The sequence below is a fragment of the Candidatus Pelagisphaera phototrophica genome (assembly GCF_014529625.1).
In the GTDB taxonomy this organism is placed as follows: Bacteria; Verrucomicrobiota; Verrucomicrobiia; order Opitutales; family Opitutaceae; genus Pelagisphaera; species Pelagisphaera phototrophica.
The window spans coordinates 1,655,801-1,669,911 of the sequence record NZ_CP076039.1 but is presented as its reverse complement, the minus strand read 5'-3'; the positions used below and the strand labels follow the sequence as shown (position 1 = coordinate 1,669,911).

The 14,111-nt window shown below is 51.4% G+C and carries 11 protein-coding genes; 3 read left to right on the top strand and 8 right to left on the bottom strand.

Features of this window, described 5'->3' with window-relative positions; translation table 11 throughout:
• Positions 1 to 79: 79 nt before the first annotated feature.
• The 8 genes from GA004_RS07170 to GA004_RS07135 all read right to left on the bottom strand — a co-directional run bounded on the left by GA004_RS07170 (position 80) and on the right by GA004_RS07135 (position 12,762).
• Positions 80 to 2,329 (bottom strand): PVC-type heme-binding CxxCH protein, encoded by a 2,250-nt coding sequence (locus tag GA004_RS07170; RefSeq protein ID WP_283396637.1) that lies wholly within the window; start codon positions 2,327 to 2,329, stop codon positions 80 to 82.
• Positions 2,317 to 3,522, bottom strand: a complete 1,206-nt coding sequence (locus GA004_RS07165) for a c-type cytochrome (protein ID WP_283396636.1) — start codon at positions 3,520 to 3,522, stop codon at positions 2,317 to 2,319. The genes GA004_RS07170 and GA004_RS07165 overlap by 13 nt, the downstream gene beginning before the upstream one ends.
• A gap of 22 nt (positions 3,523 to 3,544) precedes the next feature.
• Complete coding sequence (locus GA004_RS07160) at positions 3,545 to 4,927, bottom strand: sulfatase (RefSeq protein ID WP_283396635.1); 1,383 nt, start codon at positions 4,925 to 4,927, stop codon at positions 3,545 to 3,547.
• A gap of 100 nt (positions 4,928 to 5,027) precedes the next feature.
• On the bottom strand, positions 5,028 to 6,875 hold the full coding sequence (locus GA004_RS07155) for an arylsulfatase (protein WP_283396634.1): 1,848 nt from the start codon (positions 6,873 to 6,875) through the stop codon (positions 5,028 to 5,030).
• Positions 6,876 to 6,962: 87 nt separating this feature from the next.
• Positions 6,963 to 8,471 carry a sulfatase family protein gene (locus tag GA004_RS07150; protein ID WP_283396633.1) on the bottom strand — a complete coding sequence of 503 codons (1,509 nt, stop codon included), beginning with the start codon at positions 8,469 to 8,471 and terminating at the stop codon, positions 6,963 to 6,965.
• Complete coding sequence (locus GA004_RS07145) at positions 8,468 to 10,024, bottom strand: sulfatase family protein (RefSeq protein ID WP_283396632.1); 1,557 nt, start codon at positions 10,022 to 10,024, stop codon at positions 8,468 to 8,470. Before GA004_RS07145 ends, GA004_RS07150 begins: the two co-directional genes overlap by 4 nt.
• 23 nt (positions 10,025 to 10,047) lie before the next feature.
• The gene (locus GA004_RS07140; protein ID WP_283396631.1) at positions 10,048 to 11,601 is read right to left on the bottom strand and encodes a sulfatase family protein; all 1,554 of its coding nucleotides are present in this window, start codon (positions 11,599 to 11,601) and stop codon (positions 10,048 to 10,050) included.
• A gap of 30 nt (positions 11,602 to 11,631) precedes the next feature.
• Positions 11,632 to 12,762, bottom strand: a complete 1,131-nt coding sequence (locus tag GA004_RS07135; RefSeq protein WP_283396630.1) for a Gfo/Idh/MocA family protein — start codon at positions 12,760 to 12,762, stop codon at positions 11,632 to 11,634.
• A gap of 150 nt (positions 12,763 to 12,912) precedes the next feature.
• On the opposite strand from GA004_RS07135, the gene GA004_RS07130 reads away from it, so the two are divergent.
• The 3 genes from GA004_RS07130 to GA004_RS17950 are packed head-to-tail and all read left to right on the top strand — an operon-like array spanning position 12,913 to position 14,096.
• Positions 12,913 to 13,641, top strand: a complete 729-nt coding sequence (locus GA004_RS07130) for a helix-turn-helix domain-containing protein (RefSeq protein WP_283396629.1) — start codon at positions 12,913 to 12,915, stop codon at positions 13,639 to 13,641.
• A 10-nt stretch (positions 13,642 to 13,651) separates the two neighbouring features.
• Positions 13,652 to 14,017, top strand: a complete 366-nt coding sequence (locus tag GA004_RS18160) for an MFS transporter (protein ID WP_425492900.1) — start codon at positions 13,652 to 13,654, stop codon at positions 14,015 to 14,017.
• The gene (locus GA004_RS17950; protein WP_343218828.1) at positions 14,004 to 14,096 is read left to right on the top strand and encodes a hypothetical protein; all 93 of its coding nucleotides are present in this window, start codon (positions 14,004 to 14,006) and stop codon (positions 14,094 to 14,096) included. Before GA004_RS18160 ends, GA004_RS17950 begins: the two co-directional genes overlap by 14 nt.
• Positions 14,097 to 14,111 lie beyond the last annotated feature (15 nt).

Genomic DNA, 14,111 nt, shown 5'->3' with positions numbered 1-14,111 from the left:
TTCTATAATATCTTATTTATCTATCGGAAGCACTAATTCATTTGTGTCTATCTGGGCAATCTGTATTCAGACATTCCCTCTACTTACTAACAAGCTCCACTTTACTCCAATACCCGGATGCCTCATCTGAGTTATTGCTCATATTCTCGAGCACAATCTCCACCATCGTACCCGCATACTCAGACATATCAACTTCACTTTCCAACCACTCGTCCTGAACTGTCTCATGGCTAACCTCCTGCTCCAATAGGACCTTTCTTCCCACCACAACACGCATCTTCCAATCGCCGTGAGGATGGTAGCTAGTTCGAAGTTTGAGAGTTGTCGCCTTTTCTTTCGGAATCGAAACATTACGAATCAAACGGCTCCTACCGAATCTACCGGTGGACTGGGTCTTCAGGGCCACCTCATTGCGAAAGCTATCCAGTATTTCAACGGGTGCCCTGTCATTATAGCGGAAGCCTGGAGCTACCTTGCTAACCAATACATTAAAGTCTGGTCCTGATTCTTCCTCTGATTCAAGCATTCGTCTCGGGACAAACTCCGCAAGATTGGTCGCTCCGGAATTGATGGCCAAAGCGAGGGCTCGATCAGAGTTGCCGGGAACCATCGGCTCGAGGGCGAACCATAGCATTCTCGGAATGTTCGCATCCTCTCGATCTTCCTCGCGACTCGCCAATGCTTCCAGTATCGGCCACCGATCTTCGAACTCCATACGCTGCAAGGCCGAGGCCAAATAGAGGCGCACAATTGCCGATGAGTCGCTTTCCGCCATTTGCTTAAAACGCGATAGCGTATTCGCAGAGAATTTACGATCCTCCCCAAGCAACTGAATTGCCCAAGAACGGCAATACTCGTCCTCATGATCGAGCAAGTAATTGAATCGATTCTCTCCTTCGCTTCCTCCAAAATAGCCTGTCACCCAAGCGGCCCAAATCATGCGCAATCGCTTCCCTGAGTTGGGAGCATCGAAAAACTGCTGGACGATTTTTTCGTGGACCGCGCCGATGTCCAGCTTTCCGGAGGCGGCTCTCTCCTGCAATATCGTCCGAGTGTGGCGAACATACCAGTCGTTGGAATGCGTTTGCATCTCTACCAGTTCAAGATCTGAAAGCTGCCTCAAGTTTGGCTGTTTAATTTTTGGAGCATCCGTCGGCAAAATCCGATAAATCCGTCCGCTGTTGGGAAAGTTAATCGCGTTTCCGCAAATATCAGTGTCGTGCCAGTCCAAAATATAAACGCCCCCTTCAGGACCCACCTCAACGCTGAAACCGACCCAAGCCAGATCGTTGATTGGCAAGAAGTCATCGCCGTGACTGCCGATATACCCCGAACCGGAGCGATTCATTATATCAGTCAATACTTCATGTTGATGGATATTGCACATGAAAAGCCGGTCTCGATACTCCGCAGGAAACGTGTCTGCCAAATAAAAACGAGCTCCCCCATGGGCCGACTTGTGCGTGTGATCACGAATCGTTTTAATATCATCGTAAACATAGGGATTTACGTGCCCGCGGGCCTGCTTGTGGTAGACTCCACCCTGTGACACGTGAAACAGATGCGGGATCACACAACAGGTCGCGAAACCATGGCCGTAGTCATTGAAATCGAATCCCCAAGGATTGGATAACCCGCGGGCAAATATCTCGAACTCATGCTTCGTCGGGTGGTAACGCCAAATGCCCGCATCTATAAACTGACGATCCGCATCGCTCGCACCGGGCTTGCCGACATTCGAGTGCGTGAATACCCCGTGGCACCCATAAAGCCAGCCGTCCGGCCCCCAAATAAAACTATTCAAAGTTTCGTGCCGATCGTTGATTCCCCAACCATCTAATAATATCTGAGCGGGTCCATCCGGCACATCATCTCCATCCGCGTCTGGAATAAAGCTCAAGTTAGGGGGCGATCCTAAATAAACGCCGCCAAATCCCACAGCGATCCCCGAGCTAAACGTAATATCATCCATGAAGATTTTCTTCTTATCAAAGACCCCGTCTCCATTGGTATCCTCCAAAATTTTAATTCGGCTGATATCCCCCGATTTGTGCGTGCGCCGGTTCATATAGTTGATATTCTCGACCACCCACATTCGTCCTCGGTCATCGAAACAAAACGCTATGGGTTCCTCGATATCGGGTTCTGCCGCAAAAATCGTTACATCGAAGCCATCGGGGATATCCATTTTCGCAACCGCCTCTACCGGGGTGAGAAACGGTGCATTGCTTGTTTTCGGCTCGCGGGCGAACACCGGATTGTGTAGTATAGCCAAAACCAAAAGGAAGGCCCATCGATTCCCCATTTTATTATTTATTAAAAATTCCATTTCAATTTCACTCCTCCTAAAGGTTCTTCTGTTCTTAAGTATTGTATCAAGTTTGCCACTTCGTCGTCTTTTAAAGTCATCAACAAGCCTTCCGGCATCATGGAAATATCTGAAACGACGCGCGATTTGATGTCTTGCTTCGCTACGATTTGCTTTTGACCAACTGAATTCAAAACAATGCGGCGACCGTTCTCCTCCGCAATCGAGCCCACAAGTGTTTGCCCTTCATGGGTCGTAACCGTCACCATTTTGTAGCTGTCCGGAATATCGGCACTCGGGTCTAGTATATTTAAAAGAATATAGTCGAGATTCGCTCGATTCGAGCCAGTAAGATCCGGGCCAATTTCACCCCCTTCTCCATACATGAGGTGGCATGCTGCGCAGGTTCGGTCGAAAACCACTTTTCCCTCAAACGGATCCGCGTTTGTCATAATCTCTGGCGTTAGCAATTTCCTATACTTCTCGAACAAAGCACCCTTGTCACCCGAGAGGGCTGCAGCATCTCCATAGACCTCTGAAAAGTCGGAGCCGAGCATCGACTCCAAAGTGCGAGCAGCGTAAGTGGGTATCTCGCTTTTCTCAATCGCTCCGCTTCTTAGAGAACCCAGCAACTCTCTCGCATACTCGATTCGCGTGGCGAGCGTTTCGATAACCACTCTCCGATCGGACATGTCAAATCCTCTATATCGATTGAGTAATAGTTGAGCCGCTCCCGGCTGAGGCATTATTCCGAAAGCACGAATCGCCGACGTCCTCAATTCCCTATCATCTAGAAGCGTTTCTAGCTCGATTGCCAACGCATCATTTCGCTGTGCCAACAACGACCTCAACGCACCCTCGCGTTCACCTGCGTTCGCAGACTGATTTCGCACAGTATTTAATGCTTCAAGCGCAGCGTCCTCGTCGCCAAAAATCTGCGATAACTCCTGGAGCAATCGCTTCGCTTCGGCGTTATCGCTCGAAGATACGTTACCGCGAACGTCGACCCAAGACTCGGGAGCATCAATACCCCTGCGACCCTCCAAGCTTTTAAGCATACCTTTCATCAACGATATTTGAACGCTCTCATTGTCTGAATTCGCGATCGCTCTAGCCAACATTTGCAGTGTGCTGGACTCGCTCGCACCGCTCAAGAACGAGCAATACAGCAAGGTGCCCAAAATCGCTAAACCTACTTTTTTAACTTTTCGCATGAACGTATACCCGTAACCTCAATCATTTCCGATTCGTCTTTGGCAGCGACTGTTTCAACCTCTCAATAACGGAACTGTATTCCGGATTCCCCGCCAGATTCGTCCACTCGTTCGGGTCTTCATTGTGATCATAAAGTTCTTCTCCACCATCATTGTAGCGAATGTAGCGCCATCGATCCGTTCGAACAGCATGATTCTCGTATCCAAAGGTCATCTGCACCGGGCGGTCCCACTCGTGTCCCGGATTCTCTAATAGCGGTGCTAGGCTCACACCTTCCAAGCCGTCTCGCATTGGCAGGCCGCTTATTTCCAAAACAGTGGGATACAGATCGATCAAGCTCACGGGACGGTCGCACAACTCGCCTTTTGCCACGCCTTCCGGACCTGCAATGACCAACGTGGTCTGAGTCGTGACTTCCCACAAAGCGTGCTTTCGCCAGTGCTGTTTCTCGCCTAAATGCCAGCCATGATCGCCCCATAGCACAATGTACGTATTGTCTGCGTAAGGGCTCTCTTCAAGAGCATCCAGCAACCGACCGACATGGGCATCGATATAGCTGATCGTGGCCAAATAGCTCTGCACCGCCCGCGGCCATTGCTTGTGCTTCAAGATCATCTCGTGATCCTCGCCGTGCCTTGCGAAGTTTCGGGCGCCGGAAACATCGTGAACCTCAATCGCAAATTTTTCGCCCCAGTACGGCAGATCCTCTCGATCGTTATCCAAAGTATTCGGAAGAATGACATCTTCGATCGGGTGCATATCGAAATATTTACGCGGCGCGTACCAAGGCATGTGCGGTTTGGTAAAGCCGCAAGCGATAAAGAACGGCTTCTCGTGATCCTTGCCCAATTCAGAGATCGCCCAATCGACATTCTTTACATCAAACAACTCCGATTCGTCGACATCGAGTGGCCCCCAGGGAGCCCAAGCGTCATCCGGTAGGTACGCATCGCGCTCGCCTGCATGCCTTTCACGCCTAGGCATGTTGTAGTAGTCCCAGGATTTCGGATCGTAAGACGCACTGCCGTGAAACGTCTTGCCGCCGCCTTGGACGGAATAGCCGCCTTCGGACCGTAAATACTGCATCAGCGTAACGGCGTCGGGAACCTTGACCCGCATCATTTCGCCATTTCCATATACCCCTGTACTCGACGGCAAAAGTCCCGTAAACAAGCTGACACGCGAGGGATTACAGAGCGGCGCGTTGCAGTAGGCCTGGGTGAAGGAAACGCCCCGCTTCGCGAGCCGGTCGATGTTGGGCGTCAACGCTTGAGGGTGCCCGCCCAAATGGCCCACCCAAGTATTCAAGTCGTCGACAGGAATGAAGAGCATATTAGGCCTATCCTTCCCCCATAAGGGGAAAATGAAAATCAACAAAATGATTGCTTCTCTTATTGTCCTCATAGTTTAGATACGTTTAATCGACTGCCGAGTTCGAAGAGACGTTTCTCGTTACTCGATCGGCGTACTCCGCGGTTTGAAAATATACAAACATATCCATCTCCTACTTCTTCGTCACATACACATAGTACGCACTCAGAATTGTACTTAAGTTTCCGCCGCCTCTATGGCCAGAACCTCCCCGAAACCAAGTATGCAATGCGATGGGGCCCTTTTCCAACTGGGCAGTGAACGTAACCGAAGTGTCGTTCGGTCCGATCTGTTTCGTCTCTCCCTCGAATCCATAAGCGGTCTTTTCGCTAATACTTAAGTGATGGTAGTTACTCAGATAAAAGCTCGCTTGAGTGATCGGGATTGCTCCTTGGCCATCCTCCGATGGAGCTACCAGAGGACGATCGATTTCCTTCGGCCAACGACGAAGCTCGAAATCATATTCTCCGGGCTCAGCTACCTCCAACATCCAGTAGCCTGTTTTGTGCTGTCCAACACGAATTTGCCTTTGCTGATCAATAAATACGTCCAGCCACTCGCAGCCTGTTAAGCGCGACGGATTTTCGTGCTCGCTGCCGATAATCACCCGCTGAACGTCATTGGCATTTGGCCCTACGTCGGCCCACCAATCATCTAGCTTGCCTCGCATCTTAGACAGGACCTTCGGATACTTATCGATCACGTTGTTTTGCTGCAGCGGATCGGTCTCAAGATTGTAGAGCTCGCGATCTTCAAGCAATCGCCAACGCTTCCAGAGTACCTCACCCAGATTTCGCTGCATGAGCGTCTGAGCGAACGGGGTTGGGTAATTAACGAAACTGGGCATGCGGCTGTAGTTGATCACCAGCATCCGATCTTTGGGAACGACCGCTTTTCCTTTCAAAATAGAGGCCAGGCTCATTCCGTCGAACTTAGCGTCGTTGGGAATGTTGCAGAGATCAAGTAGCGTTGGCAGCATATCCTGAACTTGCGTGAGCCCTTGGATATCCTGCGGCTCCAACAAACCGCCGTTAGGCCAACTGATGAAACAAGGAACGCGATGGCCTCCTTCCCACAATTCCGTTTTCCCACCCCGCATTCCAGCATTGTAGTAACGTGGGCCATGGGTGCTGCCATTGTCGGTCTGAAAAATCACAATTGTGTCATCTTTAATCCCTTCGTCGGCAAGAAACTTCATCATCGCCCCCATGTTCTCATCAATGTTCAAGATCATGCCCAAGTAGTCGGCCAGACGGACCTTCATCTCGGGATCGATGTCATCGAACTCCGGTTGATCGAGGATCTTCTTGATTGCAGCCTCATCTTTGTCCTTAGCAACCAAAGGGCCATGAGGCGTATTAGGCATGATGATGGATAGGAACGGTTTTCCCTGTCGGGCAGCCTGCTTCATGAATGACATGCTCTCCTCAAAGAAAACATCGGTGCAGTAGCCCTTGTACTTCTTCCACTTTCCATTGTTCACATAGGTGTCGTCAAAGTAATCATTACCCCAAAAATCCGGAACGGATCCAATGTGGGAGGAAGGAAACCAGCAGGTCTCATCAAATCCTCGATCTTCGGGACGAAAAGGATAGTTGGAACCCAAATGCCACTTGCCAAATAGGCCGGTCTCATATCCCGCGTCCCCAAAGAAGTTTGCCATAATCGGTACCTCCGGTCGCAACAGTCCGCGTCCGCTGCTTACATTGATGCACCCATTGCGAGCGGCATCCAAGCCAGTCAACAACTGACCGCGCGTCGGCGCGCACATGGGAGACACGTGATAGTCCTCCAAGCGTAGACTCTCGCTATGCAGGTGATCGAGATGAGGTGTTTTTAGGATCGGATTTCCGTTAACTGACAACTCAGGGTAACCCTGGTCATCAGTCATGACGATGATAATGTTGGGTTGCTTGGCCAGCGCCGCTGTGGCGACGAGGAAAGCTACGATGAGTAAATAGGGACGTATACTGGGGTTCATAATAAATTTCTCTTACTGGTAGCGGCCGATCTCCGAGCAGCCACACTCACGTTCAAATTTTGGCCGTTCGGAGATCGGCCGCTACCTTTAATTCTCAATTTTGAATCTCTGCTTCAGTTGCTCGAGTTCCGTTTTAAGCCGAGCAATAGTCTCAACGTATTCAGAGTTTCCATATTCGCTTTTCATTTCACTTGGATCACGCTGGTGATCGAATAATTCCCACTCATCCACATCGTCGTGTTTGAAGTTAATCAGCTTATACCGTTTGTCGGCCACGCCTTCGTGGGGTGGGACGCCGTGGTTATAGTATCCTTCGCTCACACTTCCTCCACGCCGCTCGCCGTAGTATTTGTAATAAAAGCTCTTTCGCCAGTTTTCGGGAGCGGCACCCTTGAGCAAAGGAACCAGACTGCGGCCTTGGATTTCGCCCGGAATCGACGCTCCTGCCATTTCAAGAAACATGGGCGCGAAATCCAGATTAGACACAATATCGCTGCTGACTCGACCTTCCTGAGTGACACCGGGCCACCGAACCAAAAGCGGCGTCTTCAAGCACTCCTCATACATCCACCGTTTGTCATACCAACCATGCTCTCCAAGAAAAAAGCCCTGATCCGCCGCATAGATCACGATTGTATTTTCCGCCAAACCACTCTCATCGAGATAGTCCAGTAAGCGACCCACATTTTCATCGATGCCTTTACTCGTAAGGAGGAAATTCTTGATAAAGCGCTGGTATCGCCACTTTGCCCGTTCGTCGCCTTGAAGATTCGCCTTTTCGAAGGCCTCGTTAGCTTCATCGAAATGGCTACGGTACTGAGCAAGCTGCTCGCCCTGTATCCGATAGTCAATACTGAGATTGCTAAGCGGCATCACATTTGCGATACTGGTATTGTGATTCCCAGGAGCACGGCTACGACCAGTATAGTCGTCGAAAAAGTTGTCCGGCAGGGGGACAGTGACGTCATCGAGCTCACCGAGATGGCGAAGGGCCGGCTGAAACGGGCCATGAGTCGCCTTGAATTGGCTCATCAGCATGAAGGGTTTGTCTGAATCCCGGCTCTTTAGCCAATCCAGTGATCGGTCCACCACTACGTCCGTGTTGTAACCTTCATACTCTGTGGGTTCCCCGTCAGTGTAGAGGGTTGGATTGTAGTAGCGACCTTGACCGCGCATCACTTCGTGGTAGTCGAAGCCCGTTGGCACGGATTTTAAATGCCATTTTCCCACGATTGCCGTCTCGTATCCAGATTTCTGCAGCAATTTAGGAAAGGTTACTTGTCCTCCATCGAAGGTATTGAAATTATTTATCTGCCCATTGAGGTGGGAGTACTTCCCAGTCAAGACTACCGCACGCGAAGGCGCGCAAATCGAATTCGTCACCAGGCATCGGTCGAAGCGAATCCCTTCCGCACCAATCCGATCAATGTTCGGCGTCGGCACCACTTTGGATAATGGATGGCCGTACGCCGAAATCGTCTGCCAGGTGTGGTCGTCCGAAAAGATAAAAACGATATTCGGCTTATCCTGCGACTGTGCGGCAGATAAGAGGAAAGAGAATATCCAAAATACGGTTACAATTTTGTTTCTTCTCATGGCCGCTCGTCTACTTTCCAGTTCTTGTTAGCATGACGCCCGTAGTGCGGGTAATAGTCCCACTCAATGAGACCTCCAACAACTCGCGGATCCTTCGTCTTCTCCAAATGCGCGAACAACCGCTCTCGCAAGTCCGCTTGAATCGCCTCAAACCCTTTCGAGCCCGCAACGTTGTACATTTGATGGGGATCATCTTTCAATCGGTACAACTCCTCCGCAGGGCGTTTCCCGAAGGCGAGATGAGCCAACGCGGCGACCCCATGATCGTATTGATGCTCGATCATATAAGTCTTGGTCGGAGATGAATCGTATTCGCCGAATGGTATCAACCGATTGCATGCTTCTGGATCCGGTGAGCCCGCCGGCCAGCGACCCGGCTCGAAATTATGGATATACAGGAAGTCCTCTGTTCGAATGGCCCGACAAGGGTAACCTTTCCCACCCGCTCGGGCACCGCTGTGTCGCTCAAACCCAATGTATGCCGCGTCCCAATCCGCAGACCGCAAACCCGAGAAAAGCCCCATGAGGCTGCGACCGATCATCATACCTGGAACGGGTACGCCCGCTGCCTCCAGAAAGGTCGGGGCCAGGTCGCTTAGGTTCACCAGACTTTCAATCGAACGGCCCGGATTCTTGATCCCTTCCGACCAGCGAATCGCCAAAGGAACGCGGGCACCATCATCGTAAACTGTTGCCTTTCCTCGAGGAAAAGGCATGCCGTGATCGCTGGTAACGACAATGATGGTATTGTCTAACTCATCACGCGCCTCCAAGAGCGCAATCGCACGAGCCACCATGGTGTCAAAGTGCTCAACTTCAACGAGGTAATCAGCGATATCACTGCGTACGATTCCATTGTCTGGAAAGATCGCCGGAACTGCGATTTCGCTGAGATCTTTTCCAGTCTTTAACCCCGCCCCGTCTTGATAAAAACGATGCGGCTCGCTCGTGCCCAACCAAAAGCAAAACGATTCATTCCCATCCACTTCCGACAAGAAGTCCGCGAAATTTCCAGCGTAGTCGGTATTGCGGATTCCTCGAAAAGGAGGCTCTAGCGTTCGTTCCATATAAGCGGGCCCCGCCGGATTTTCGGTGCGACCTCCCGGTTCCAAGCGCCCCGGTCCCCAAGATTTGCCCGTGGTCCCAATTTTATAGCCAGCCTTCCGCAATTCATCCGTATAGGTAGCGAATTTCGCCGGTAAGGTGCTCCAAATATTGGCCGCTTCTTCCAGGCGCCAAATCGGCTGGCCCGTCAGAATCGCACTGCGGGAAGGGCCGCAAGTCGGGGCGTCGCAAAACGAATTGACGAATCGCAGTCCCTCGGCCGATACGCGATCAAAAGCGGGCGTACTGACCACTGGGTCGCCATTGGCTCCCGTGTGCGCCCAGGACTGGTCGTCAGAAATACAGAAAAGAATATTGGGACGAGCCGCAGCAAACGGTACGAAAAGCACGCAGACTAAGGGAACGCAAAGACGCGCTGGGAAAAGCGTATTCAGTCGTCGCATTGCAACCCACAATCCCCCCATCTCTCCATCTCTCGATCTCTCCATCTCTCCGCTTCTCAATCCCGCTCTCACGGCTTTTCCTCCACCGTCCAGCCTTCGGTCCTAATTCGCCCGTAGTACGGATAATAGTCCCAATCTACGTTGCCGCCGACGACACGCGGATCCTTAGTTTTCTTCAACTGGGCAAACAACTGGTCGCGGAGCTGAGCCCGCGTCGACTCGTATTCAACCGATCCTGCCACGTTAACCATTTGCTCGGGATCCTTCTTCAAATCGTACAACTCCTCGGTCGGACGAATGCCAAAGGAAAGATAGGCGAGATCCGCGATTCCGTGCGTGTGGCGATTCTCCATCATGAAGGTCTTGGTCGGCGACGAATCGATCTCTCCATACGGTAATGCTCGAGCACATACAGATGCATCGGGCGAACCCGAAGGCCAACGTGTCGGCTCGAAATTGTAGATGTACATGAAATCCGCCGTGCGAATCGCCCGACACGGATAGCCCTTTCCGCCCGCGCGACATCCGTCGTGACGTTCCATGGCGATAAACGCCGCGTCGCGGCCCTTCGGCTTCTTGCCTTCGAATACAGCCACCAGGCTCTGAGCGCTCATCATCCTAGGAGGCTTCAGACCCGCGGCATCTAGGAACGTAGGAGCGAGATCGCTCAGATTGACTAAGGAATCGACCACCCGACCCGGATTATCAATTCCCTCGGGCCAGCGAATCGCCAATGGGATCCGTGAACCCAAATCATAGAGGCTCGCCTTAGCTCGCGGAAAAGGCATGCCATGGTCGCTGGTCAACACGACGATCGTATTATCAAGCAGTCCTCGCTCTTCCAAGGTCGCAATTGCTCGCCCTACCATCGTATCGAAATGCTCGATCTCGACCAGATAGTCAGCGATATCGCTGCGGACGATCTCGTTGTCCGGAAAGACCGCCGGTACGACAATTTTACTGAGATCCTTCCCTGTCTTTAGACCCGAGCCCGCTTCAAAAGCGCGATGCGGTTCGCTCGTTCCCAGCCAAAAGCAAAAGGACTCGTCTCCGTCGACCTCCGCCATGAAATCGTCGAAATTCCCAGCATAGTCCGTGTTGCGCATCATCCTGAAGGGAGGATCGAGCGTTCTCCCCTCGAAGAGTGGTCCAGCGGGATTCTCCGTCCGGCCACCCGCTTCCAAACGTCCCGGACCCCACGCCTTGCCAGTGGCTCCTACTTTATAGCCGGCCTTCCGCAACTCGTCCGTATAGGTCGCGAACTTCGCCGGCAAAGTGCTATGGATATTGCCCGCTTCCTCCAGGCGCCAAATCGATTGCCCCGTCAATATCGCGCTGCGTGAGGGACCGCAGGTCGGGGCATCGCAAAATGCATGGGTAAAACGCAACCCCTCCTTGGCGACCCGATCGAAGGCGGGCGTCTTAATGACTGGGTCCCCATTGGCACCCGTATGCTGATAAGATTGATCATCCGAGATGCAAAACAGGATATTCGGGCGGGCGAAGCCAGTCTGTAGTGAAACAACAAGTACGGTTACAACAAGCAGAGCCTGCAGTAAAAACCGCAGAGGCGAGCGGCCGCCCGCAGGCGAACGACTACGATAAAATAGGGTGAGTGTCATGGGTAGGGGTACGGGACAGAAGTGAAGATGCTATTTCAAAGTAAACTCGGGCATTTGTTTGAGCGCTCCGCCTTCCATCGCGGACTCGTGGGCCAGAATCCCGACGCAGGTGATATTAGCCGACTCAGGTGCGTTCGGGTACGGAGCTCGCTTCTCGAGCAGGGCGCTGACAAATTCGTGAACCAAATGCGGATGCGACCCGCCATGCCCGCCTCCCTGCGTGAACGAGAGATGCTGGTTGTCGCCGGAATCGTAAACGCCACGACCCGTGAATGGTTGAATCTCCACCGGTAATCGATCCGCGAAATCCGGCACCTCCACTCGTTCTGGAATTTCCGGCTCAGGCTTGCCTATCGTGTGGATCACCGGATTCTCCCCTTCCACTAACGGCCACTCGTAACTCTTCTTCGAACCGTAGGCATCAAAGCTCTCACGGTACTGGCGAGCCGTACTGTATAAGGACCGTATGATCCGTGCCGATACATCTGAATCCTTGAAGGTCACCTGACAAGACTCTATCGCGAATGGAGAGCCATGGATTGGAATCATTTCCTCCTCTATTCGTCCCGATCCGAAGCAAGACAGCGTTTCCGCCCGATTTCGTTGTAGAGCCAAAACCGGCCCCACGCAATGAGTCGCGTAGTGCATAGGGGGGAGGCCATCCCAATAGCTTGGCCAGCCATCCATGTCTTGCTGGTGGCTCGACTGCAAATACTGGATACGTCCAAGCTCGCCCTTGTCGAACAGTTCCTTAACAAACAAGAACTCGCGACTGTAGACCACCGTCTCCATCATCATATAGGTCAACCCAGTTGATTCACACAGCTCGCAAATCTCGCGGCACTCTTCAACCGTCGTGGCCATCGGCACCGTACAGGCCACATGCTTGCCAGCCTTCAATGCTTGGATCGAATGGGGGGCATGGCTTCCAATAGGTGTATTAATGTGCACTGCATCAACGCCAGGGTCCTTGAGCAGCTCCTCGTACGAAGTGTAGCGCTTTGACGAGTCGATTCCGAACTCGTCTCCAATCTTGTTTAGCGACTCCTTATTCCGCTGGCAAATCGCGGCGATGTTCGCATTGGGGTGCTTTTCGTAGATAGGAATGAACTCAGCTCCAAAACCGAGACCCACGAGAGCGACATTAACTTTATCCGACATATAGTGCTGTATCTAATACTAAATTAATATTCATGAGGGGAACGTAAAACCGGCAGATTAGAGCGGGTTTCAATCCATGCAATCTTATCCTAACAGAATCCGATTTATTCAGCTTGTACTATTTGTGCCTAATAATAGTATTTTTTCGCCATGAAGTCATTCGAGTCCTGTTTAGAGAATTTTCGCTTAGGGGGAGAATTCTACCGTCTTTTCGAACACATCCCAAAAATCATGTTCTTCGCCAAGGACCGCAAACGCCGGCTGTTCATGGGAAATCAGCGGTTTCTTGAACACTGCGGATTCACTTCCGTCGAGGAATTAGTGGGGAAATCCGATATCGAAATGTTTCCAAAATACATGGAGGACAAATTCGCTCGGGACGACAAAACGATACTGCGTTCCGGAAAGCCCCTTCTCAATCTGGTTGAACTGTTTCCCTCACGCGATCGACTTCCCGAATGGTACATCACAAACAAGTACCCGATTTTCAACAAAGCTGGATCAGTGGTCGCGATTTGCGGGCTCATTCAACCGTATCAGCTCTCGTTTGACGATCCCGATGACCCTATTTCCAAGGTAGTCGACTTAATCAAAGGCAGCTTCGATCAGACTATCAACATTCCCGAACTCTCTCAACGCGCAGGTCTCTCTCAAAGGCAGTTGGAGCGGCTATTCAAAAAGCGATTCAGTATCAGCCCACGGGAATACATTCTCCGACTACGCGTTCTTATCGCTGCCGACAAATTAAAGTACACAAATAAAATCATAACTGAAATCGCGCTTGACTGTGGATTTTACGACCACAGCTCTTTCACGCGCCAATTTAAGCGCCACATGGGAACGCTACCCTTGAAATTTCGCAAAAGCGAAGGCCGTTAGGTAGGTTACGGTGTGCTCCAATTGGGGAGGACCTACGGGATCGCTGTGTTCTAATAATCTCCTTACGCTGCAGGTCAGGAGCTATGCCTCACTTAGGGCCCTATTTTTGGGGCCTTGTGCCTGGGCATTTGCATCTGAGAGTTTTGCCATTGTTCCGTTTTGCATTTATCGCCGCACATGCCGTGGGACAGGGAGCGGTTATCTGGTATTTATCTCGGAGATATTTCCCAATCTTCACCGCGCCCAAGGTCAATCACTTGGCAGTGGTACTCATTGGGTTTTTGCCGCCTTGTTAACCCTATTCTTTCCTTCAATGGAGGAGGCCCGTTCCGGCCAGCGTTGTCTTTGGCTTCTTCTGCTTTATGATGATTCTTAAGCTGACCTGGGTAAAGATGTTTGTTCCAGAAACCAAAGGAAACTCCCTGGAGGAAGTGGCATCAAGATTTGTGAGTTGAATTTTTGTATACAAT